The sequence below is a fragment of the Pseudomonas sp. P20 genome, assembly GCF_016463925.1.
GTDB lineage: Bacteria > Pseudomonadota > Gammaproteobacteria > Pseudomonadales > Pseudomonadaceae > Pseudomonas > Pseudomonas aeruginosa.
In genome coordinates this window covers 110,019-133,670 of record NZ_JAEMVM010000029.1, presented here as the reverse complement: position 1 = coordinate 133,670, position 23,652 = coordinate 110,019, and the positions used below count along the sequence as shown (strand labels likewise).

16 protein-coding genes are annotated in these 23,652 nt (G+C 69.8%); 2 read left to right on the top strand and 14 right to left on the bottom strand.

What is annotated here, in order from left to right:
• Positions 1-152: 152 nt before the first annotated feature.
• From JHD77_RS27455 to JHD77_RS27405, 11 genes are all read right to left on the bottom strand, one after another.
• The gene (locus JHD77_RS27455; RefSeq protein ID WP_003089363.1) at positions 153-1,604 is read right to left on the bottom strand and encodes a carbohydrate-binding protein; all 1,452 of its coding nucleotides are present in this window, start codon (positions 1,602-1,604) and stop codon (positions 153-155) included.
• 219 nt (positions 1,605-1,823) lie between these two features.
• Positions 1,824-2,366 carry a YbaK/EbsC family protein gene (locus JHD77_RS27450; protein ID WP_003089366.1) on the bottom strand — a complete coding sequence of 181 codons (543 nt, stop codon included), beginning with the start codon at positions 2,364-2,366 and terminating at the stop codon, positions 1,824-1,826.
• Positions 2,367-2,433: 67 nt separating this feature from the next.
• Entirely contained in the window at positions 2,434-8,811 is a 6,378-nt protein-coding gene (locus JHD77_RS27445) for a non-ribosomal peptide synthetase (protein WP_031755698.1), read from the bottom strand.
• Positions 8,812-8,830: 19 nt separating this feature from the next.
• Positions 8,831-9,850 carry a TauD/TfdA family dioxygenase gene (locus tag JHD77_RS27440; protein WP_031755697.1) on the bottom strand — a complete coding sequence of 340 codons (1,020 nt, stop codon included), beginning with the start codon at positions 9,848-9,850 and terminating at the stop codon, positions 8,831-8,833.
• Positions 9,847-10,935: a TauD/TfdA family dioxygenase gene (locus JHD77_RS27435; RefSeq protein WP_003160283.1), complete on the bottom strand. Its 1,089-nt coding sequence runs from the start codon at positions 10,933-10,935 to the stop codon at positions 9,847-9,849. The genes JHD77_RS27440 and JHD77_RS27435 overlap by 4 nt, the downstream gene beginning before the upstream one ends.
• 29 nt (positions 10,936-10,964) lie before the next feature.
• Positions 10,965-14,645, bottom strand: coding sequence for a non-ribosomal peptide synthetase (locus tag JHD77_RS27430; protein WP_172626321.1), 3,681 nt, complete (start codon positions 14,643-14,645; stop codon positions 10,965-10,967).
• 164 nt (positions 14,646-14,809) lie between these two features.
• Positions 14,810-15,427: a LysE family translocator gene (locus tag JHD77_RS27425; protein ID WP_003089383.1), complete on the bottom strand. Its 618-nt coding sequence runs from the start codon at positions 15,425-15,427 to the stop codon at positions 14,810-14,812.
• Positions 15,428-15,536: 109 nt separating this feature from the next.
• Positions 15,537-16,403, bottom strand: a complete 867-nt coding sequence (locus JHD77_RS27420; protein ID WP_003117834.1) for an ABC transporter permease — start codon at positions 16,401-16,403, stop codon at positions 15,537-15,539.
• 16 nt (positions 16,404-16,419) lie between these two features.
• Positions 16,420-17,268 carry an ABC transporter ATP-binding protein gene (locus tag JHD77_RS27415; protein WP_003113091.1) on the bottom strand — a complete coding sequence of 283 codons (849 nt, stop codon included), beginning with the start codon at positions 17,266-17,268 and terminating at the stop codon, positions 16,420-16,422.
• Between the two features lie 7 nt (positions 17,269-17,275).
• On the bottom strand, positions 17,276-18,298 hold the full coding sequence (locus JHD77_RS27410; protein ID WP_003089389.1) for an ABC transporter substrate-binding protein: 1,023 nt from the start codon (positions 18,296-18,298) through the stop codon (positions 17,276-17,278).
• 40 nt (positions 18,299-18,338) lie between these two features.
• Positions 18,339-19,226 carry a TauD/TfdA dioxygenase family protein gene (locus tag JHD77_RS27405; RefSeq protein WP_191519446.1) on the bottom strand — a complete coding sequence of 296 codons (888 nt, stop codon included), beginning with the start codon at positions 19,224-19,226 and terminating at the stop codon, positions 18,339-18,341.
• Positions 19,227-19,515: 289 nt separating this feature from the next.
• On the opposite strand from JHD77_RS27405, the gene JHD77_RS27400 reads away from it, so the two are divergent.
• Positions 19,516-19,674 carry a hypothetical protein gene (locus tag JHD77_RS27400; protein ID WP_003089396.1) on the top strand — a complete coding sequence of 53 codons (159 nt, stop codon included), beginning with the start codon at positions 19,516-19,518 and terminating at the stop codon, positions 19,672-19,674.
• Positions 19,675-19,728: 54 nt separating this feature from the next.
• Positions 19,729-20,310 (top strand): helix-turn-helix domain-containing protein, encoded by a 582-nt coding sequence (locus JHD77_RS27395; protein ID WP_003122724.1) that lies wholly within the window; start codon positions 19,729-19,731, stop codon positions 20,308-20,310.
• A 75-nt stretch (positions 20,311-20,385) separates the two neighbouring features.
• Here JHD77_RS27395 and JHD77_RS27390 read toward each other — a convergent pair whose 3' ends face one another.
• From JHD77_RS27390 to JHD77_RS27380, 3 genes are all read right to left on the bottom strand, one after another.
• Positions 20,386-20,889, bottom strand: a complete 504-nt coding sequence (locus JHD77_RS27390) for a hypothetical protein (protein WP_003113089.1) — start codon at positions 20,887-20,889, stop codon at positions 20,386-20,388.
• A gap of 299 nt (positions 20,890-21,188) precedes the next feature.
• Positions 21,189-22,442: an MFS transporter gene (locus JHD77_RS27385; RefSeq protein ID WP_034023089.1), complete on the bottom strand. Its 1,254-nt coding sequence runs from the start codon at positions 22,440-22,442 to the stop codon at positions 21,189-21,191.
• Positions 22,442-23,617 (bottom strand): serine hydrolase domain-containing protein, encoded by a 1,176-nt coding sequence (locus JHD77_RS27380; RefSeq protein WP_003122721.1) that lies wholly within the window; start codon positions 23,615-23,617, stop codon positions 22,442-22,444. The genes JHD77_RS27385 and JHD77_RS27380 overlap by 1 nt, the downstream gene beginning before the upstream one ends.
• Positions 23,618-23,652 lie beyond the last annotated feature (35 nt).

The window sequence follows — 23,652 nt, the reverse complement described above, 5'->3', positions numbered from 1 at the left end:
CTCGGACACTTGTTATAACAAGTTATGCTGTGATGGTAAACGCCATGAACGATCAAGCGGAAATACCGAAAACGCATATGGATAGGCCACCGCCCCGTGCGTGGTTCTCGCCGGCCAAAGGGCCGGCCCGCGGCGCGGACCGGCCCGCCCCCTCAGCGCAGCGGCCGCCAGAGGGTGAAGGCTACCGGCGGCGTCCAGCCGCTGTTGGAGGTGTGCGCCTGCAGGCAGAGATAGCGCAGCCCCTCGTAGGTCACCCCATCGTCGACCCGGTAGGCCTGGTTCTCCCGCCACTGCGGGAATTGCGGATCCACCGCCCCGCCGCTGGTGCTGACCTCCAGGCCTTCGCTGGGCAGCGACTGGTTGCCCTGGGTATCGGTGGCGGTGACGAAATAGCTGTAGCGGGTGTCCGCCGTCAGGCCGCTGTCGGTGGAACCCAGCGCGGCGCTCTGGCCAACCATGGCGCCGTCGCGATAGAGGCTGTAGTAATCGATCGGACGCTGCCCGCTGGAGGCGTTCCAGGCCAGCACCAGGCTGGTCTCGCCGCGCTCCAGCAGACGCAGGCCCTGCGGCGCCGCCGGGCGCTGGTCGCCGCCCTCGCCGTCATGGATGAGGCTGGCGTAGCGCTTGCGGAACTCCCAGTTGTAGCGCTCGCCGCGCTTGTTCAGGCCATCGTCCCAGTTCACCGACCAGGTCATCAGGCCCTTGATCGCGTGACCGGCGGCTTCCAGGCGGCGAAACGCGTTGCTCACCGCGGCGGGATCGATCACGTAGCCGGTAGCCGCCGCATCGACGTTGCTCGGCAGGCCGATGGCCAGGCGCTGCGCCGGGATCCGCACGAAGTCGCGGCTGCCGGTGGCCAGGCTCTCGGTGAGGTAGTAGAGGAAGTCTTCTTTCATCGCGTCGTTGTTCTGCGCGATCCAGGCGCCCTTGCCGCCGTTCGCCTCCTGGACCCACAGGCCGTCGCCGCCCTGGTTGTAGTACTGCGGCGCGATGAAGTCGTAGACGCCTTCCAGGGCCTGCAGATAAGGCACGTACTTGCCGTTCTTGTGCAGATAGGGAAACTCCGGGGCCATGCTGACGATGAAGTGCTTGCCCTGCCCGGCGTAGTGCTCGCGCACCAGCTTGAGGGCCGCCGGCAGCACCCGCTGGTTGTCGGCCAGGTCGATGGCGCTCTGCTCGAGGTCGATGTCCAGACCGTCGAAACCGTAGGTTTCCACCAGACGGACGATCTCGGCGGCCAGCGCCTGCTCCTGCCCGGCGTGCAACTCGATGTGCGCGTCGGCGCCCCCCAGCGAAATCAGCACCGCGCGGCCCTGGGCGTTGAGCACGCCGACCTGGCGGCGAAACTCCGCGTCGGACAGGTTGTATGGCTGGAAGGTCGGGATGCCGCGCCCTTTCATGAAGGCCACGGCGACCACGTTGTACTCGCTCGGCACGTCTTCCAGCGCGATGTTGGCGAACGAGCCCTGCTGGTAGCCGTCGGCGGCGCCGGCCGGCCAGTTGTGCCAGAAGCCCATGAGAATCTTCTTGCCGGCGATGCTCGGCATGGCCGCCGCGGCATCTTCGCGGGCCTGGTGCAACTGGGAAAAGTCGATCCTGATCATTTACCGCTCCTCGGATGAAGGTAGGAAACGCATCCGGAGGGGCTGTCCGACGAACCGCGCCGTGGCCGCCGCGAACGCTTAGAAAAAACAGGCGCGAGCGTCTACCACGGGGCATTCCGGCGTTTGTCGCGATCAGGGCGGGGGCATGGTTGCAGAGACGGCGGAAGGCTTCACCTACCACAATTGGCAGAGCCGCGGCGGCGATGCTCCGCGCCGGGTTCAACCGGCTTCGCTGAGTTCGGCGACCACCACTCCGGGAAGGTCTTTCAGCAGTGCCGGGGACAGCAGCAGCTTGGTCTCGCGGACCCCGGCGCCCATCACCACCAACGGCCGTTCGAAGACCGCCGCGTCGACCAGCAGCGGCATGCCTTCGGGCAAGCCGAACGCGGTGATGCCGCCGAACTGCATGCCGGTCAGCTCGGTGGCGACCTCGCGGGCGGCGAAGGACAGCCGGCGGGCCCCGAGCAGCGCCTTGACCGCGCCGTTCACGTCGAGCCGCCGCGAGCCCAGGTTGACCACCGCGGCATAGCCTTCGGCGCCGTCGCGCTTGTAGCGCAGGACCAGGGTGTTGGCGCAGTCCTCCAGGCCAAAGCCGTAGCGTGCGCTGAACGCCGCGGTGTCGGAATGCTCGTCGGCGACGCGGAACACCACCAGCTCGGCGGAAGGCAGGCCGCGCGCGACCTGCTCCGGCAGATGGCGGTGGTAGTCGGCCGGGGCGACGGCGTCGAGCCGGTGGCGTTGGGTGTATTCGCGCAGAACCATGGGCAACCTCGAATGAAGACGGACGGCACCGGCCCCTGCCGCCAGGCGGGCGGCAGGGGCCGGCGGTTCAGGTTGCCAGGTTCGCCGGCACGCCGCCAGGCACATCGGGCGCCAGGCGCTGCCGCAGGATCGCGCAGACCTCCTCCGCCGCCGTCACCACCAGGCCGTGGCCGCCGGCCAGGGTCTCCAGCTCGTAGCGGCTGGCGTGCCGCCGCCAGCCGTCGATGGCCACCCTGGAGACGCCCGGGTCCTGCTCGCCGAGGATCGCGGTGATCGGTATGGCCAGCGGCTCGCGCGGGCGGTAGCGATAGTCGGCGGCCAGGCGCGAATCGGCGCGCAGGGTGGCCAGGCTGATCTCGCGCAGCTCCGGGTCGTCGAGCACTTCCAGCGGCAGCACGTCGTACTCGCGCAGGGTTCGCAGCAACTCGGCGTCGCCCATCGCATGGAAGCGCGGGTATTCCAGGTCCGGCCCCGGAGCGCGGCTGCTGATCACGAACAACTGCCTGGCGCGCAGGCCGTGCAGGCTTTCCAGGCGTGCCGCCAGTTCGTAGGCGAGCATGCCGCCGAGGCTGGCGCCGATCAGGGCGAACGGACGGTCGAGCAATGGCAGGAGCGCGTCGTCGATGGCACAGAGCATGGCCTCTACATCGGTGACGAATGGCTCGTCCTGGCGTTCCTGGCGCCCCGGATACTGGATCGCCAGCAGCTCCACGTCCGCCGGCAGGCGCGCGTCCCAACCACGGAAAGTGCCGGCGTTGCCGCCCGCGGGCGGCAGCGCGATCAGGCGCAGGCGCGGCTGCGCGCTCCCGCTGCGCTGCAACCACAGGGCCCGGGCGCGCTCGGTGGCGGGCGGCAACGGCGGCGCGTCGGCGGCATGGCAGCGGCGCACCACTTCGCGGGCATCCGGATCGCCCTGCAACAGCCCCAGGCTCAGTTGCCTGCCGGTCAGCCGGCGCAATTCGGCGATCGCCTGCACGCCCAGCAGCGAATGCCCGCCGGCACTGGCGAAGCCCTGGTCGGCCGCCAGCGGCCGGCCGAGCACCCGGGACAACACCTTGAGCACCCGCCGCAGCTCCACGCTGTCCTCGGCCTGGGCCGCCGTGGGCGGCTGCGCCGGGTCCTCGAGCAGCGCCAGCAACGCCTCGCGGTAGGCGTCGGCCAGCGCCTCGGCGCGCTCGGCGGGGAAACGTCCGGCGGCGTACTGGAAGCCCACCTCGAGGCGCTCGCCGGCCACCTCGAAGTCCACCGCCAGCGGCACGTCGACGTCCACCACCACCTGGTCGAGGATGCCGCCGTGCCTTACTCCCGCCGTCGGCGCGGCGTCGTCCTGGTGGAAGTCGACGAAGTTGAACAGGCTGTCCAGGCGCAACTCGCGGTTGCGCCTGCGAATCGCCGCCAGCGGATGGCGCCGATGTTCCAGGCTCGCGCGCTCGTAGTCGAATGCGCGACGGGCGCTGTCGAGCAGATCGACGGAAGCCGACAGCCGGCACGGCAGGGTGTTCAGGAACAGGCCGAGCAGGCGGTCCGCTCCCGGCTCCTCGGGGCGCCCGTGGCTGACGAAGCCGGTGACTACTTCATCGGCATCGCTGAAGCGGCACAACGCTCGGCCATGCGCCGCCAGCAACAACGAACGCAAGGGCAAGCCGCTGCGTTCGGCCAGGGCGCGCAAGCGCGACAGGCTGCCGGCCGGCACGTCCACGCGGACCGCCGCCATGCGCCGGGGTCCCTCCTCCGCCAGGCCGGGCAACGGCCGGTAGCGGGCGCCGGCCAGGTAGTCGAGCCAGAACAGCGCCGAGGCGGCGTTGGCCTCGGCCTCACGCTCCAGCGCCACGTAGTCGCGGAAGCCTACCGCGGGCGCTTCCGCTTCCCGCGCGACGACACCGGCGAGAAGGTCGGCGTAGACCGCCAGCAGCTCGTCCACCAGGCTTTGCAGGCTCCAGCCGTCCAGCACGCTATGGTGTTCGGCGACGCCCAGGGCGAAGCGCCGCTCGTCCAGCGCCAGCGCGGCGAGGCGCACCAGCGGTGGGCGGCTCCAGTCGAACGGGGTGGCCTGCTCTTCCTCGATCCAGGCACGCAGGCGCAGGCGCCGTGTTTCCCCATCGAGGCCACACAGGTCGTGCACCGGCACCTCGGCGGCGACCGCAGCGGCCGGGTGGACCCATTGCAGGGGAACCTGGCCACCGTGCAGGTCGAAGCCGGTACGCAGGATCGCGTGGCGGCCGATCAGGATCGCCCAGGCGCGCGCCAGCAACTCGCCGTCCAGGCGTCCATGCACCTCGTGCAGGACGACGTTGTGCAACAGCCGTGGATCGCCGCTGGCCTCGCTTTGCAGGAGCATGCCCTGTTGCAGGCTGGTCATCGGATAGGCGTCGTCGAGCCCCTCCGGCAGGCGCTTGCGTTCCGCCGCCGACAACAGGGCGAACGGCTCCAGCACCCGCGGCGCCGAGCTCGCGGCCGCATCCGCCGGACTCGCCGGAGCGGCCAGCAGGCGCGCCAGTTCGCGGATGCTCTGGTGGTTGAACACGTCGCGCAGGGTAAAGGCAAGCCCCGCCTCGCGCGCCATGACCTGCATCTGGATCAGGCGGATGGAGTCGCCGCCGACCTGGAAGAAATTGTCGCTGACGCCGATCGCCGGGCGTTTCAGCACGCTCTTCCAGATCTCCAGCAGGGCCGCCTCGGTGGCATTGGCCGGCGCTTCCAGGGTCTGCGCGGCCGCCTCGGCGGCCAGCGCCGCCAACAGCGCGCGACGGTCGAGCTTGCCTTCGGTGGTCAGCGGCAGGCGTTCGACCCGGGCGATCCGGCTCGGCAGCATGTAGGCCGGCAGGCGCGCCTCGAGGAAGCCACGCAGGGCCTGCTCGCTCAGCTCGCCGCCGAGGGCCGCGGCGGGGCGCGGCGCGAGCGCGCGCCAGTCGATGCGCTCGGCCAGCGACTCGGCATAGCCCGGGCGCACCGCGTAGCAGTTGTAACGGTCGGTACCCTCCAGCAGCGCGTCCTGACGGATGCTCACCTCGAAGCCATGGCGGCGCAGCAGGTCGCTCAAGGCATCGGCGCGGCCGGCGGTGGCACCGTCGCGCTTGTCATGGACCTCCAGGACGATCTGCCGGACCTTGGCCAGCGCCGCATCGTCGAGACCGAGCAGCACATCCATTTCCGCGCGCTGCACGTCGATCTTCAGCAGGTCGATACGCTCCAGGCCCAGTTCGCCGATCACCTGGTCGAGGCGGCGCAGGCGGCAGCGGTGGGCTTCGGCGCGCAGGCGGTCGTCGAGGATTTCGTCGATGTTGTCCAGCAGCAGGTTGGCCCCGCCCTCCTCGCCCTGGTTGCTCAGGTAGCGTCGGATGACGTCGCGTTCGCCGCTGGCGTCGGCGTACTCGGCGATCCCGGAGAAGGTCGAGTAGCCCGGATAGTAGGTGAAGGTTTCCTCGCGCTCGGCGTCGGACAGGCCGATGCCGAATACCTCGACCTGCGGTGCGTAGCGTCCGAGGTTGGCCTCCAGGCGCCGGCGGATCGGTGCCAGCGGCTCGAAGGCGACCACTCGCGCGCGCGGCGCGCGGCTGGCGATGTACAGCGAGAACAGGCCGATGTTGGCACCGACGTCGAGGACCACCGCGTCCGGCGGCAGGACGATGCCGTCGCGGCTGTAGACCTCGTCGACGAAGATTTCCTGGTAGACGTACTCGGTTTCGTTGAGGTTCAGTCCGGCGACCCGGTGCCCGCTGGGCAGGTCGACTTCCAGCCAGGACTCGTCCGCGGTCTCCTCGGCGGCGGTGACGAAGGCGACGATCCGGCGATCCGCGCCCGGTTCGGCCGCATCGGCCTCGTCGGTGAGTACCGCCGCCTCGCCCACCGCCGGGTGTTCCAGCAACGCGCTGCGGATCTCGCCCAGTTCGATGCGGTAGCCGTTGATCTTCACCTGTTCGTCGATCCGCCCGAGGAACTCCAGGCAACCGTCGGCGCGCCAGCGCACCAGGTCGCCGCTGCGGTACAGGCGGCCGCTGCCCGGCCAGCCCTCCTCGAGGAAGCGCCCGGCCGCCTCGCCGGCGTCGCCGGCATAGCCGCGCGCCACCCCGGCGCCGCCGATCCACAGTTCGCCGCTGGCGCCACGGGTCTTGCGACGACCGAGGCCATCGACCACATGCAGATCGACGTTGGCCAGGGCGCGGCCGATGGTCGGCCGCGCATGCTCGGCGACCCGCGCCAGGCTGGCGTTCACCGTGGCTTCGGTAGGACCGTAGAGATTGAACACCTGGCAGCGGCGCCAGCCGGCGGCGACCTCCCAGGACGCTTCGTCGAAGCGCTCGCCCCCTACCAGGATGCGCCCGGGCAGCGCCGGGTGGGCATCGTCGAGGCCGGCCTGGAGCAGCAGGCGGAACAGCGACGGGGTGCAGTCGAGCACGTCGATGCGCCGTTCTTCGAGGAACCCCAGCATCCGCTGCGGATCGCTGCGCACCTCCTGCGGCACCAGGACCAGGCAATGGCCGGAGAGCAACTGGAGAATCTGCTTGATCGAGGAGTCGAAGGAGAACGGCGCGTTGACCGTCACCCGCAGGCCCTCGCCCACCACGTTCGCGTATACCGTGCGCGCCAGGGCCTGGGACAGGTTGAGCGCGCTGGCGTGCTCGACCACCACGCCTTTGGGCTGGCCGCTGGTGCCCGAGGTGAAGATCATGTAGGCCGCATCGCGCCCGCCCGGCGCCGGCAGGCTCATGCCGCTGCCGGCAAGCGGCAGCGTCGACAGGTCCAGGGAGGCCCCGGCGAAGTCCTCGCGGGCGCGCCCGGCGCACTCGGCATCGGCAAGGGCGAAGACGATCCCACCCGCTTCGCGCATCCGCTCCACCCGCGCCGCCGGAAACTCCGGATTGACCGGGGTATACACCGCCGCCGCGCGCATCACCCCGAGCAGGGCGACGATCGCCTCGCGGTTGCGCCCGGTCATCACCGCCACCGCCTGGCCGGGCCGCACGCCGGCAGCCAGCAGCGCTTCGGCGACCGCTTCGCTGCGCGCGCGCAGCGTGGCGAAATCCAGGCTGCCGTGGGCATCCAGCAACGCCGGCGCCTGCGGCTGCAGGGCGGCGCGCAGATCGAACGCGGCCACCAGGGATTCCACCGGCGCGGGCTCCACGCGCTCGCCCTGCCAGGCCTGGTAGCGCTCGCGCTCGGCCGCGCCGATCAACGGCAGCCCGGCCAGTGGCAGTTGCCTGTCGGCGGCGATGCTTTCCAGGCATTCGACCCAGGCGTCGAGCAAGCGCCCGGCCAGCGTTCCGTCATGGTCGCGGCGGACCCGCAGGCTGGCCAGCCGGCCTTCGCCGTGGGGCAGCACCTGCAACTCGAGGAACCCGCCCAGCGGCGGCTGACGGCAATCCAGCTCGGCCACCCCGGCGCCATCCAGTTCGCCCGCCAGCCAGGCGAAGCCCAACTCGGCGAGCGGCCAGTCGGGGGCAAAGGGATCGCGCAGGGCCGCTGCCTCCTCCTGGGCGAGGATCGCCGCCTGGAGGGCGTCGAGCCGCTCGCCGACGCTGCCCGCGCGGACATTCTCCAGGCACAGCGGCGCGACCCCGGCGAACGGTCCGGCCAGCTCGGCGAACTCATTGAACAGGCGCCCCGAGACCAGTCGCGCCATTTCCAGAGGGAGTCCCTCGTCGCCCTGGAACTGCCCGGCGACCTGGGTCCAGGCCAGCAGGGCGGCCGCCTCCGGCAAGCCGTTGGCTGCCAGGCGTTCGAGCAGCGCGCGCGGCAGCAGGCGCCGCGCCGTCCACTCGCCTTCGCCCAGGTCGTCCGCCAGCGCCAGCGGACTCTCCGCCGCAACGGCCGCCTGCTCTCGCCAGTAACCGCTGGCGCTTTCGCCGTCTTCGCCGGCCAGCGCCTCGTTGGCCCACTCGGAGAAATGCTGGAACAGCAGCGCCTCGTCTCCCTCGTCCGCGCTCGCCTGGCCGGCCGGCCCCAGGCCGCGGCGCAGCAGCGCCACCAGGCTGGCCGCATCGACGACGAACGCCGGCGCCGCCAGCAACAGCCCCTGGAGCGTCTCTCCGGCGGCGTCCAGCAGCAGGCCGAGCGCCAGTACCGGCTGGCCTTCCCCGCCCAGGGGCGAAGCGGCGAGACGCTCGCTTTCGCGCGCGAAGCGTCCGGCCCAGTCGCCGTCTCCCGGCAGGCGCTCGACCAGCAGATCGGCCGCGCGCCCATCCAGTACCTGCACCGGCAGGCTCATGCCCGGCATCGTCCGGTAGGCCACGCGCAGTTGCGCCTCGCCGTCCAGCGCCCGGCGCAGCCGCTCCAGCGTCGCCACGGGATCGGCCGGGGCGTGCAGGCGCACGCCGACAACCGTATTTTCCGGCCGCTCGGCATGGCGGCGCCAGGCGCGGGTCTGCAAGGGAGACAGCGGGAATCCTTCGAGCGCTTCGCTCGCGGCCGGTTGCACAGCGGATTGCAGGTCTTCTGACGCACTCATGGCTATCCCTCGCACGGGTTCAGGGTTGGTGGACATGCAGGTCGGTCATCGCCACCAGCACCTTGCGCTCGCCGGTGTACGGCTCGCGGCCGTGGACGCTGATGAAGTTGTCGAGCATCAGGACATCGCCGCGCTCCCAGGCGAACGCGCGGGTTTCCTCGCGGTAGGCGGCGCGGATGGTGTCCAGCACCTCCGCCTCGATCGGGCTGCCGTCGCCGTAGTAGGCGTTGCGCGGCAGGCCCTGTTCGCCGACCTCGTCGAGCAAGGCCCGGGCCAGGGACGGCGGCATGTTGGAGACATGGAACATGTGCGCGTGGTTGAACCACAGCGTCTCGCCGCTGAGCGGGTGGCGCACCATCGCCTGGCGTACCTGGCGGGTATTCAGGCGCTGGTCGTCGAGCCAGGTCCATTGGGTACCGGTCTGCCGGCAGTAGGCCTCGACCTCGGCGCGACTGTCGGTCTGGAAGCCTTCCTGCCAGGTCAGGTCGATCTCCGGCCCGTAGTTGCGCACGTAGCACACCCCATGGCGGAGGAAGCGCTGCCTGATCGCCTCGGGTATCCGAGCGCTGACCCGGCGCTCGTCGGCCAGGGGCGTGCGGCCCTGGGTGGCGGGCGGTGTCTGGCAGTAGAAGTGGATATAGCTCGGCCAGTTGTGCGAGTAGGACATCTCGTGGTGCGGCGGAATCCAGCCGTCCGGCGAGAACTCGGTGGAGGTGAACACCCGGTGCGCCACTTCCTGGCGTGCCGCCGCGCGCTCCAGGTAGTCGAGCATGTTCGGCGAAAAGCTTTGTACCGCCTGGGAGAAGCCCTCCGCTCCGTCTACCGCGAAGCCACGAAACAGGATGCCGCCATGCCGCAGCAGGCTGTCGCGCAGCCCTGCGCCGGCGGCGGCGATCCATTGCCGCAGGTCCATGCCCGGCTGGCGCGCGCGGACGATGCGCAGGTAGTCGTTGGCCGGGTCGAGCAGGCTTTCCTCCACCAGGTCGCCGGCCGAGAGCTGCCGGGGGCGCAGGCGCGGCGCGCTGAACGAGGCGCTCATGCGGCACCTCCGAGCGCCAGGCGCGAAGGTGTCGGCGGGACGTCGGCGGGCGCCAGGCTGGAATACGGCGTGGACATGATGGTGAGGATCCGTCGCGGCCCGCGGAACGGCTCGCGGCCGTGCTGGGCGAGCATGTTGTCGAGGATCAGCACGTCGCCCACGCGCCAGTCGAAGCGCCGCGTCTCGCGGTCTATGGCGCTGCGGATGGTCGCCAGGGTCTGCGCCTCGATCGGGCTGCCATCGCCGTAGTAGGTCTGGTACGGCAGGTCTTCCTCGGCGACGCTGCGCAGCAGCGCATCGCGCAGGCCCGGCTCGAGACTGGTGGCATGGAAGAACATGCCGTGGTTGAACCACAGGCGCTCGCCGGTATACGGGTGGCGTTGGAACGCCGCGCGCCTCTGCCAGGTGCGCAGGTGCTCGTCGCCGATCCAGGCATGGGCGATCCGGTGCTCAGCGCAGAACGCCTCGACCTCGGCGCGGCTGTCGGTCTGGAACGCTTCGCGCCAGGACAGGCCGAGGCCGGCGCGGTAGTTGCGCACGTAGAGGATGCCCAGGCGCCCGAAGCGTTCCAGCAATTCGTCCGGCAGGTGGCGGAGCACCAGCCGGTTGGCCGCCACCGGGGTGGCGCCGCCCTCGAGCGGCGCGACCTGGCAATGGAACATGATGTACAGCGGCCAGTCGGCGGTATAGGACTGCTCGTTATGCAGGAAGATCGGCTGGTCCACCGGATGCTCGGTGGAGGTGTAGACCTCGCCGCTGACCTGGCTACGCGGCGAGGAACGCTCCTTGTAGTCGAGCAGTTGCGGGGCGAAGGCAGCGGCGGCTGCGCGGAAGCGCTCTGCCGAGTCGACCTCGAAGCCTCTCAGCAACAGGCCGCCAGCCAGGTTCAGGTCGTCGTGCAGGGACTGGCCCTGCTCGCGAATCCAGTCGGCCAGGGACAGGCCGGGAGCCTGTGCCTCGATCAGCAGCGGCAGGCCGTCGCGCTCCGCCGCCGGGCGCCGCACCAGCGCCTCGCTGCTGCGCGGGCTGAGATTGCGCGGCCGGGCGAAGCCGCGACCGGTGAGACTGGGAGCTGTTCGTTCCATCGCTGTTCTCCGTGGGAGGCTCGGGGTCGTCAGGAAGCGTTGCAGCCCTCCGGCGACATGCGTTTCGAGATAGGTTCGCCGGCATTCGCCAGCAGGCGCCGCTCCCAGGCCTGGTGCAGGCGCTCGATGCGGTGCAGGTCGAAGATCGCGCTGGCCCCGGTCCAGACGGCCAGCCAACCCTGCGGCTGGTCTTCCAGCCACAGCGTCAGGTCGAGGCGCGCGCCAGGCACCGGGATGAAGTCGGCTTCGACGCGCACCCCGGCATCCACCGCCGGGGCCGCCCGACCGTTGTGCGCGCCGCAGGCGATGCGGATCGGCAGGCCGCTGGCGCCGCGCTGGCGCAGGGCCTGGGTCACGCATTCGAGGGGCACGTCCTGGTGTTCGAGCAGTTCCAGCAGATCATGGCCGACCTGGCGCAGGCGCCACTCCACGGACTGCTCCGGACGCAGGCCGACCGCCAGCGGCAGGAGGTTGACAAAGCAGCCGACCAGCCCCTGCATTTCCAGGCGCGAACGCCCGGCCAGGGCCACGCCGACGAGCAGGTCGTCGACGCCCAGTTCGGCGCCGAGCACTTCGGCGAAGGCCTGTAGCGCAGCACTGAACGGGCTTACCGAGGTGCGTTCGGCCAGCGCCCGGCAGGCGGCATGGACGGCGGCGGAAACCGGCAGGGCGAGGCGTTGGCCGGCGCGCCCGCCGCTCTCCTCCGGGCGCGCCGGCGCGGCGCCGGGAGCCTTCGCCAGCGGCAACAAACGCTCAGCCCAGCGCTCGGCGACGCGGTCCAGGCGTCCCGAGGCCAACGCCGCGCGCTCGCGGGCGGCAACCTGTTCCGGCGTGCTGGCGAGCACGCCCAGGCGACCGCCATCGAGCAGCGTCTTCAGTTCCGCGGCAAAGACCGCCAGCGACACATCGTCGAAGGCGTAGTGATGGACGCTGAGCAGGAGGTCGGCGCGCGCGCTGTCGCGGGTGACGACCAGCAGCAGGCGTGCCGGCGCCTCGTGGGCGAGGTCGAAGACTCGCGCGCCCTCACGGCGCACGCCATCCTCCAGCAACCGCTCGGCGTGGACGGCGTCGCTCGCCAGCAGGCGTTGCAGGGGCACCGCATGCGCCGCCAGCGCATGCGGCTGCGGCCCGTCGACGCCCGTTTCGACACGCCGGCGCAGCGCCACATGCCGTTCCAGCAACTGGCGCAAGGCCTGTTCGATGGCGTCGGCCGTGGCGCCGACTATGCGCAGGTGGGCCAGCAGGTTGTAGGAGGTGTCCTCCGGCGCCAGTTGCTGGGCCACCCACAGGCGCCGTTCGGCGAGGCTCAGCCCGGCGGCGCCGGCGCTCGGCTCCGGCTCGTCGCCCTCGGGCGCGGCCTGGCGCAGCAGTTCCAGCAGGGCCTCGGGGGTCGCCGGGCCACCGGCGAACGCCTGCAACGGTACGCGTCGGGACAGTCGCTGGCGCAGCGTCGCGAGCAGGTGCACCGCCCGCAGGGAATCGCCGCCGGCGGCGTAGAAGCCCTGTCCGGCGCGCGGCGGCGCACCAAGCTGCGCCTGCCAGGCCTGGTGTAGCGCCTGCTCCAGCGGATCGCTGGGCAGCGCCTGGGGCTCGGCGCCGGTCGCCTGGGGACGCGGCAGGGCCTTGCGGTCGATCTTGCCGTTGAGCGTCTTGGGCAGCTCCGCCAGGACCACGAACGCCGACGGCAACATGTAGTGCGGCAGACTTTGCCCAAGGTGCTCGTTCAGCGCCTGGAGCGGCGGGGCGAACGGCGCCGCCAGGTAGCCGACCAGCCGACGCAGGCCGGCGCTGTCCTCGGTGAGCATGGCGCAGGCTTCGCTCACCCCGGGAAAACTCGCCAGGCACGAGGCGATCTCGCCCAGCTCGATGCGGAAGCCGTTGAACTTGACCTGGTCGTCGAGCCGGCCGAGGTGTTCCAGCACGCCGTCCTCGCGCATGCGTACGCGGTCGCCGGTGCGATAGCGGCGCTCGCCGCTGCCCGGATCGACGCGGAAACGCTCGGCGGTCTGCTCCGGCTTGCCGAAATAGCCACGCGCCAGGCCGATGCCGCCGAGGTACAGTTCCCCGGCCACGCCCAGCGGCAGCGGCGCCTCGAAGCCGTCGAGCACCTCCACCGTGGTGCCGGGCAGCGGTCGGCCGATGGGCGGCTCGTCGAGCGCTTCGGCGTGCAGGTCCAGTTCGTGCACCGTCGAATAGGTGGTGTCCTCGGTCGGCCCGTAGAGATTGACCAGGCGCCGTACCTGGGGTTGGCCACGAATCTGTCGCACCAGGTGGCCGCGCAGCGGTTCGCCGGCCAGGTTCAGCGTGCGCACCCCGCCCGGCAGGTCGCCGAGGGCGAGCAGCGCGGCGCACACCGAGGGCACGGTATTGAGCAGGCTGATCTCGTCGCGGCGCGGGTAGTCCGGCAGGCTGAACAGGTTTTCCACCAGGTGCAGCGTGCCGCCTTCGGCCAGGGTGCCGAACAGCTCGTAGACCGACAGGTCGAAGCACACCGAGGTCGCCGCCAGTACCCCGCTCCATTCTTCGGCGGCATAGTGCTGGCCGGCCCAGCGCAGGAAGGCATGGGCGCTGCCGTGCTCGATGGCGACGCCCTTGGGGCGTCCGGTGGATCCGGAGGTATAGATGATGTAGGCGAGGTGGTCGGCGCCGACCTCGCTCGCGGGCAGCGCCAGGTCGTTCGCCTGGTCGCCGCCCTCCTCCAGCGTCAGGCATGGCCGGCCCAGCGCGGCGACCCGCTCGCGGGTGCTCGCGTCGACCAGCACCAGCAGGCAGTCGGCGTCGTCGAGCATGTAGGCCACCCGTTCCTCCGGATAGGCCGGGTCCAGCGGGACGTAGCAACCGCCGGCGCGGAGCACGCCAAGCAGGCCGACCAGCAGGCCGCTGTCGCGCCGCAGGCAGACCCCGACCCGCTGCTCCGGAGCCACCCCGGCGGCGCGCAGGCGCACGGCGAGCGCGGCGCTTTCGCGCTCCAGCTCGGCATAGCTGAGGCTACGGTCGGCGGCGTGCACGGCGATGCGCTGCGGTGTGCGCCGCGCCTGGGCCTCGAACAGATGGTGGAGTACGCCGCGCGACGGGGCGGCCTGGGGCTCGCTGCGCAGGGCCTGCAAACGGCGCTCTTCGTCGGCGTCCAGCCAGGGCAGCCGGCCGACGCAGGCCTGGGCGTCGACCAGGCCGCGCGCCAGGCGCGCGAGATGGCCGGCGATACGCCGCAATTCGTCGTACTGGGGATCGCGCAGAGCCAGGCCGACGCTGCCGTCCGCCGCCAGCACCAGGGCCAGCCAGCCGGGGCTGCTCGCCGTCGGCCGCGCCGCCAGCACCTGGACCGCGCAGCGCCCGGCCAGGGCGGCGCGCTCCTGGCCGTCGGCGGATAGCTGCCGCCGGGCGTCATCGAGTTCTTCCGCCAGCCGCGCGCTACGTTCGGCGGACGACTCCATCGCCCGGTAGGAGGAACGCAGCAGCGCGGGCGCCTGCCGCCCGCGAACCGTGATCGGCTCGGGAAAGCCCAGGGTGATCTCTTCGTTGCCGTAGCGTCCCAGCAGTACCAGGAACGCCGCCAGCCAGTGCGCCGCCGGGAACGCTTCCGCGGCCGCCTCCGGCTCGAACCATTGCCAGGCGCAATGCGGGTCGCGCAAGGCGATTCGTCCCGGCAACTCCAGCCCCAGCGGGGCGCCTTGCAGGTAGCGCCGCTCCTGCGCAACCTCCGGGCGCACTGCGCGTCCCGCGGTCAGCGCCTTGCCCGACGAAAAGCTGCGTAACGGTAAGCCATGTCGCTCCTGCATCGCTCTCCCCCTTCCGAGGCTGGGCACCGAGCGAAAAACTCTTCACGAAATGGCGACGAGTTACGAGCTAATACAATTGATAGGGTGGTGACAGGTCAGGCCGAATGGTTTTCCGCGAGGATCGGGTACAGCGACGCGACCAACAGCAGCGCCATCCCTACGTTGAACACCCTCAGCCAGCGCGGATCGCGCAGCACGTTGCGCAGCATGCTGCCGAAACCGGCCCAGATTCCGATGGTCGGCGCGTTGATCAGGGCAAATACCGTCGAGATCACCACCACGTTGGTGAAGTAGCCCTGCAACGGCGTATAGGTGCTGATGGCGCCGACCGCCATCACCCAGGCCTTCGGGTTGACCCACTGGAACGCCGCCGCGCCCCAGTAGCTCAACGGCTTGCCACGTCCCTCCGGGTCGTTGCCGGCCGGGCCGGAGGTGGCGATCTTCCAGGCCAGGTACAGCAGGTAGGCCGCGCCGACGTAGCGCAGGATGGTGTACAGCACCGGATAGGCCTCGAACACCGTGCCCAGGCCGAAGCCCACCGCCATCACCATGATGAAGAAGCCGCAACTGATCCCGAGGATGTGCGGGATGGAGCGGACGAAACCGAAGTTGACCCCCGAGGCCAGCAACATGGTGTTGTTCGGACCGGGCGTGACGGAGGTGACGAAGGCGAACAGGGAGAACGCCAGCAGCAGATCCACGGAGAGCGACATTCGTTCCATCCTTTGAAGTGGGTGCGGGCAAGACGTTACTCCGCTTTGCCGCCGCGCCAGCGCAACAGTTGCCGAGAAAGTTGCCGTAACACTCCACCCGTCCGCCGCCCTAGCGTTGCACTCCCCAGCGCTTCACCGTGAGGCGCTCGATGCTGCCGAACACCAGGTTCTCCACCAGCAGGCCGATCAGCACCACCACGGCCAGGCCGGCGAATACCTTGTCGGTGTACAGCTCGTTGCGGTTCTGGAAAATGTACCAGCCGAGCCCGCCCTTGCCGCTGCTCGCGCCGAACACCAGTTCCGCGGCGATCAGCGTGCGCCAGGCGAAGGCCCAGCCGATCTTCAGCCCGGCGAGAATCGACGGCAGCGCCGCCGGCACCAGGATCAGCAGGACGAAGCGCAGGCCACGCAGGCCGTAGTTTCGCCCTGCCATACGCAGGGTCTCCGAGACACCGAGGAAACCGGCATAGGTGTTCAGCGCCAGCGCCCAGAGCACCGAATGCACCAGCACGAAGATCAGGCTGTTCTGGCCCAGGCCGAACCAGAGCAGCGCCAGCGGCAGCAGCGCGATCGCCGGCAGCGGGTTGAACATCGCCGTGAGGGTCCCGAGCAGGTCGCGGCCCAACTGCGTGGAGACCGCCAGGCTGGTCAGAACGAAGGCCAGGACGATCCCCAGCAGGTAGCCCTTGAACAGCACCAGCAGGGAGATCCCCGCCTTGGCCGGCAGTTCGCCGCTGGCCAGGCCCTCGCCGAGGGCCCTGGCCGTCTGCAGGAAGCCTGGAAGCAGCAGGTCGTTGCCCTGGACCCGCGCCGCCAGCTCCCAGGCCAGCGCCAGCAGCGCCAGGATCAGCCCCTTGCGCAGCCAGCCCTGTTGCCAGAGACGCTGGCTCAGGGGCAGGCGCCGCTCCAGGGAGACCTCCAGCAGGGGTTCGAGCTGGACTTCGTATTCTTCGCGAACGCGCGTGACTCGACTCATCGATCGATTCCTCTGCTCAATGGGCCAGCCGGATATCGGCGAAGTCGAGGGTCGCGGCCGCCGTCGGTTCGCCGCCCTCGTCGAACAGCAAGCGGTGGATGCGTCGCGCCGCGGCTTGCAGCGGCTCGCCGCCAAGGCTGTGCAGCCCGAACGGGTGGCCGTGCACTTCGGCCCGGACCCGCCCCGGGTGCGGCGAGAGCAGCAGGATGCGGTTGCCCACCACCAACGCCTCCTCGATGGAGTGGGTGACGAACAGCAGAGTGAAACGCACCTCTTCCCACAGGCGCAGCAGTTCCTCCTGCATCTTTCGCCGGGTCAGCGCGTCCAGCGCGGCGAACGGCTCGTCCATCAGCAGGATCTTCGGCTGCATCGCCAGCGCCCGGGCGATCGCCACCCGCGCCTTCATGCCCCCGGACAGCGTGTGCGGGTAGGCCTCGGCGAAGCCCGCCAGGCCGACCTTCTCGAGGCATTCGTCGGCGCGTCGCTCGGCCTCGTCGCGCGTCACCTGGCCGGACACCCGCAAGGGGAACAGCACGTTCTGCCGTACGGTCTTCCATGGCGGCAACTGGTCGAACTCCTGGAACACCACGATACGGTCGGGGCCGGGCGCCCTGACCGCCTGTCCCTGAAGGCGGATCTCGCCCTCGCTGGGCGTGATGAAGCCGGCCACCGCCTTGAGCAGGGTCGACTTGCCGCAACCGGACGGGCCGAGCAGGACGAAGCGATCGGCCGGGTCGACTTCGAAGCTGACCCGCTGGGTGGCCCGCACCACGCGCGAGCGGGTGCGGTATTCGAGGCTGACTCCGTCCACCGCCAGCAGGGCGTCGGCGGGGAGCGTGGAAGGTTGGCGGGAGGCGGCGTTCATCGGCGTCTCAACTCCCCTGCAACGGCGCGCCGTCCTGGAAGAAATAGTCCTGCCAGGAGGCCGGCTTGTTGCGGATCGCACCGACCCGGTAGAGAAACTCCGCCAGCGGATAGGTGTTCTTCGGCGTGACGCTGAACTCCACCTGCGGATTGGCGATGATCTTCAGCAGCGCGGCTCGGTCGATCTTCGCCCCGGTCACCCGGATATAGGTATCGGCGGCGGCCGCCTTGTCGTTCTGGGCGAAGGCCGCCGCTTCCTTCAGCGCCTCGACGAAGGCCCGGTAGGTCTTCGGGTTGTCCTGGCGGAACTTCTCCGTGGCGAACAGCACGGTCGGCGAATTCGGCCCCAGCAGCTCGTAGCTGTCGAGCACCACGTGGACCTTCGGGTTGGCCAGCGCCTGGTCCTGGAACGGCGGGTTGGAGAAATGCCCGGTCAGCTCGGTGCCGCCGGCCACCAGCGCGGCGGTGGCGTCCGGATGCGGCAGCGCCACGGTGTACTTGTCGAGGCGGTCGAACTGCTTGTCGCCCCACTGCTTAGCCGCGGCGTACTGGAGGAAGCGCGACTGCACCGAAACCCCCACCGCCGGCACGGCGATGCGATCCCCGGCGCCGAAGTCGGCGATGCTCCTGACCCGCGGGTCGTTGCTCAGCAGGTAGTAGGGGAAGTTGCCCAGCGAAGCCACCGCCTTGACGTTCTGGCGCCCGCGGGTACGGTCCCAGATGGTCAGCAGCGGACCGACGCCGGCACCGGCGATATCGATCGCCCCGGACAGCAGCGCATCGTTGACCGCCGCGCCGCCGGACAGTTGGGTCCAGTCGACCTTGATTTGCAGGCCCTCGGCCTGGCCGTGCTTTTCGATCAGGCGCTGGTCGCGGACCACGTTGAGCAGCAGGTAGACGATGCCGAACTGCTCGGCGATGCGGATCTCGCCCTCGGCCTGCGCCGGCCGGCTGGCCAGCAGCGTGGTGGCGAGGCTCAGGCCCAGGCCGAGCGCGGCGACCAGGCGGGTGAAACGGGGAATGCGGTTCATGGAAACGCTCCTGGCGAAAAGGGGGAAGCGCGTGCCGTCGTCAGAACGGCGCGTCGCCCTGGATGGTGGTGCGGTAGAGCTTGCGCCGCAGGTGGGCCGGGCAACCGCCGGCGAGATGGATCAGCGAGCGGTTGTCCCAGAACACCAGGTCATGCGCCTGCCAGCGATGCCGGTAGATGTGCTCGGGGCGCACGCTGTGCGCATACAGCTCGGCGAGCAGTTGGGCGCTCTCGTCGGCCGGCAGGCCGACGATGCGGGTGGTGAAACCTTCGCTGACGAACAGCGCCTTGCGCCCACTTTCCGGGTGGGTGCGCACGATCGGATGGACCACTTCGCGCACCTCGGCGAGCTGGACGGCGCTCAGGGTCGGCCGCCAGTTGCCCTCGAAGCGCGGTTCGCTGTAGCGGGCGGTATAGGAATGCGCCGCCGTGCGTCCCTCGATGGCCTTGCGCAGGGCTTCCGGCAGGCTGTCCCAGGCCTTGTGCATGTCGGCGAACAGAGTATCGCCGCCCTCCTCCGGCAGCTCCTGGGCATGCAGCATCGAGCCGAGGCTCGGCAGCTCCTTATAGGAAAGGTCGGAGTGCCAGAACTTGCCGGCATCGCCGAGACCGACGGGCTGGCCGTTCTCGACGATGTTGGAAACGATGAGGATCTCCGGATGCCCTGGGAGCAGGAACTGCTTCAGCACATGTATCTGCAACTCACCGAAGCGCCGGCTGAAGGCGATCTGCTGCGCCGGGGTGATGCGCTGCTCACGGAACACCAGCACATGGTGGTCCAGGTGCGCCCGGTGGATACGGCGGAAGTCCTCGGCGGCCAGGGGCAACCCGAGGTCGAGGCCGAGCACCTCGGCGCCGAACGCAGCGTCGAGGGCACGGATCTGCAAGGGAACGTCGGCGCGCGCTGGCGCCGGAAGGGAAACGGACATCGCTGACTCCCACGCAAGCCCGGACACGCCGGGCACGAGATACCGCGCGAGGCGGCATGGATTCGGTGCGACGCGCCGATTGGTCGGCAGGTACGCGAGAGCCTTTAATTTATTGGAATAAGAAAATTAATTTAAATATCTTTAAAGAATATAAATATGCTGCTCCGTACGGTTCGGCGTCCCTTGTAAGCACAAAAGTGAATTAATAAATAAAAACTTAGTATTTATGGCTCTAAGCGGCGAAGGGATAGTCTGGCTGCCATCGAACCCGCCGCCCGAGGAATGCCTCATGGACCGCACCGACAACGTCATCGATTTCGCCCGCTACCGCTCGCGCCGCCAGGCACGCCGCCTGGGCGAAATGATGTGGGCGGTGTACGCCTGGCGGGCCGGCTACGCCGTGCCGCAACCGCCAGCCAGGCACGACGAGCGCAGCCGCCGGGCCTGACCGATGAACCTGCCCGCCAGCGATGGCGTTGCCCACCTGGAACTGGCCGCCGGCGTGCATACCGAACCCGATGATCTGATTGGCCAGCGCGTCGCCCACAACCTGCTGCGCCTGCGCGGCAAGCGCAATCTCTCGCTGGACGCCCTGGCGCGGATTTCCGGTGTCAGCCGGGCGATGCTGGCGCAGATCGAGTCCGGGCGCAGCGTGCCGTCGATCAAGGTGCTGTGCAAGATCGCCCAGGGTCTCAAGGTGTCGGTGGCAGCCTTCCTCGACGATCGCGCCTTCGCCGGTGTCGCCGTGCTGCCGGCGCAACAGAGCAAGCGCCTGGTCAGCGCCGACGGCGCCTTCACCAGCCGCGCGCTGTTCCCCTTCGATGTGGCGCGCCAGGTGGAGTTCTACGAACTGCGCCTGCGCGGCCTCGGCCAGGAAGACGCCGAAGCCCACGCCCCCGGCACCCAGGAGAACCTGGTGGTGGCGCAGGGGGTACTGGAAGTGCGGGTCAACGAGGAGCGCTTCCTGCTCGCCACCGGCGACTCGATCCTGTTCTACGCCGACCAGCCGCACAGCTACCGCAACCCCGCCGATAGCGAAGCCCTGGCGTACCTGGTGATGACCTACCCGGAGCGCCTGGACTGACCCCGGCCCTGCTGCCATGGACGAAGAAAGGCCCGCCCGGTCATCCCGGGCGGGCCTTTTCCATCCGGCGACGGATCAGCAGGTGCAGCACATCATCGGCATGCCGTTGCAACTCATCATCATCGGCATGCCGCACTCCATCATCTTCGCCATCAGCATGCAGCAGTTCTTGAACATCTCCATGTCCATGCCCTGCATCGGCATCATCCTGCAGTGCATGGCGTCGCCCTGCATGGAGCACTCCATCATGCACTTCATCGGAGCCATGCCCATCATCGGCATGCCCATCCCCATGCCCATCGTCGGCATCATCGCCATGCAGGCCTGGGACATGCCCATCATCGCCAGGTTGCCGCACTGCATCATCATGGGCATGCCGCAGTTCATCATCATCGCCATCATCTCGGCGCTGTTGCGGAACTGGCCCATGTCCATACCCATCGCCGGCATCATCTTGCACAGCATGCCGTCGTCCATCGTTTCGCACTGCATGGTCGCCATCATCATCGGCATGCCCATCATGGGCATCATCGGCATGGCGGCATTCATGTTCATCGGCATCTGCATGGCATTCATCATGGCGGTAACTCCTGTAGGCGAAGCGGGGGTAGGTGCGAATGGGGCCGATTCTAGGCAGCGCCGACGCACCGGCAAGATGCCGGTGCAACAGCCGAGCCGGGCGCTGCATGGTGGCTAGCGGCGAGACAGCGAAGATGTTCGGCGCAATGACAGCGGATTCCGCTGCATGGCGGAGGAACGCATCGTCACAGCCGGTATTTCGACGCGATGGATATTCGAAATGGACCTATCCAAATAACCCAGGTGAATAAACATTCTAAGACCCGCAGCCTTTTTCCCCTTGCCGGGCGCAGCCCCGTCTATTGCGCCGCTTTCCGGTGCTCGGACGATGCCCTGCGGAAGTCGCGCGGGCCGACGCGGAAAGCGTGCGCGGCATTGCCCCAGACCAGCACGGCGGCCAAGCCGATCAGCGGTAGCAGGGTCCAGGGCAGCATCTCGCTGCCCCAGCGCTGCAACACCATGCCACCCAACGCTCCGCCGCCGGCGATGGCCAGGTTCCAGGCCACCACGATCATCGATTGGGCCAGGTCGGCGCCCTCCCCGGCGGCGTCCGCCGAGGCGGTCTGCAGCAGCGTCGCCGCGCCACCGAACGTCAGCCCCCAGAGGGCCAGGCCGGCGAACGCCAGCCAGCTCCAGCGAGCGCCCAGGCACAGCGCCAGCGCCGCCACGGCGAACAGCGCCAGGCTGGCCAGGACCATCCGCCGCAGGTGCCGGTCGACCAGCACGCCGACCAGCCAGATTCCCGCCACCGCGGCGCTGCCGAATACCAGCAGGGCCAGGTCCACCGAGGCGCCCAGGCCGACCTTGGCGAGGAACGGCGCGATATAGGTGTAGAGGATGTTGTGCGCCAGCACCCAGGCGACGATCACCAGCAATACCGGACGCACGCCCGGCGTGCGCAGCACCCCGAGCAGGCGCAGGCGCCGCCCGGCCGGCTGGCCAGGGAAGTCCGGCACGCTGCGCAGCACCCAGCCGACCAGCAGCAGCGCGGTCAGCGACAACAGGCCGAAGGCCCAGCGCCAGCCGAGCAGGCCGCCCAGCCAGGTGCCCAGCGGAACGCCGAGCGACAGCGCCAGCGGCGCACCGAGCATGGCCACCGCCAGCGCCCGCCCCTGCTGCTCCGGCGGCACCAGGCGCCGCGCGTAGCCGGCCAGCAGGCCCCAGGCGAGGCCGGCGGCGACGCCGCTGCCGAAGCGCGCCAGCAGGGTCAGGCGGTAATCCGAGGAAACGGCGGTTAGGCTGTTGCAGACGAAGAAGATCAGCAGCGCCAGCAGCAGCACCCGGCGCCGCCGCCAGCCCTGGGTCAGGCTCGCCGCCGGCAGCGCGGCCAGTAGCGAACCCAAGGCGTAGACGCTGAGCAGTTGCCCGGCCAGCGCCTCGCTGACCGCCAGCCCCGCGCCGATTTGCGGCAGCAGGCCGGCCGGCAGGGTTTCGCTGAGAATGGCGACGAAGCCGGACATCGCCATCGCCAGCAGCGCACTCAGCGGCAGCCGCGGCGCCACGGCCGACGCAGCGGCCCCGGCGTTCTCCGGAAATGCTTCGCGGCGTCCCATCAGCGCAGCTCCGCGGAACGGTAGACGGCGTCGCGCAGGTCGTTGACGAAGCGTCCCGACATGCCCTCGAACAGGGTGTTGGTAAGCGCCACCACCGACAGTTCGCGGGCCCGGTCGACGAACCAGGAATGCCCGTAGGCGCCACCCCAGCGCCAGGTGCCGGGAGCCTCCGGCGATTGCGCGATAGCCGGGTCGCGCAGCACGGAGAAACCCAGGCCGAAGCCGAAACCGGGATTGGCCGGCAGTTCCAGGCCGGGTACCTGGTCGCGGCCCATCTCCTCCACCAGGCCAGGCGTCAGCAACGGCGCGCCGCCCTGGCGAAGGATTTCCAAAAGGCGCAGCACGTCGCCGGCGCTGCCGATCATCCCCGCCCCGCCGGACGCATAGGCAGACGGTTCGAAGGCCCGACTCGGCTCGAAGCGAATGCCGACGCTGTCCTCGAACGGCGCCACGGTCTCCCGCCCGGCCATTCGGCGCGGGCGTGGCCGGTCGCTGACGTAGACCGCCGCCAGTCGGCACGCGTCGGCGCAGAGGAAGCCGCTGTCGCGCATGCCGGCTGGAATCCCGACCCGCTGCCGCAGCGCTTCCGCCAGCGGCCGCCCGTCGACCCGCTCCACCAGCGCGCCGAGCACGTCGGTGGCCAGCGAATAGCCCCAGGCGCGGCCGGGTTCGTAGAGCAAGGGCACGGAGGCCAGGCGACGGAGATTCTCGGCCAGGTCGAAACCCGGCAGGTCCATGCCGTCGGAAATCCCGGCGCGGGCATAGGGGCCGTCTGCGTCGGCTTCGAGGAAGCGATAGCCGAGGCCGGCGCTGTGGCTCAGCAACTGCCGCGGCGTGATGCGCGCCTCGCGGCCGTCGGCCAGGCGCGGACGGAACGCCGGCAACCAGTCGGCGATCGGCTCATCGAGGGCCAGCCGGCCCTCGTCCACCAGGCTCAGGGCCGCGACGCTGACGATCGGCTTGCTCACCGAGGCCAGGCGGAACAGGCTGTCCTCGCCCATTATCCGGCCGGCTTCGCGGTCGGCCAGGCCGGCAGCCCGTCTATAGAGCCACTGCCCCCGGTGTGCCACCAGCACCACCGCCCCCACCAGGCGCTGGTCGGCGAATGCCGCCTCGATCACCTGATCGACATTTTCCGCCAGGCCGCAGCCTGGCTCTCGTTCGAAACTGGACATGCGGGACTCTCCGCAGATGAAGGATGCGGACAGGC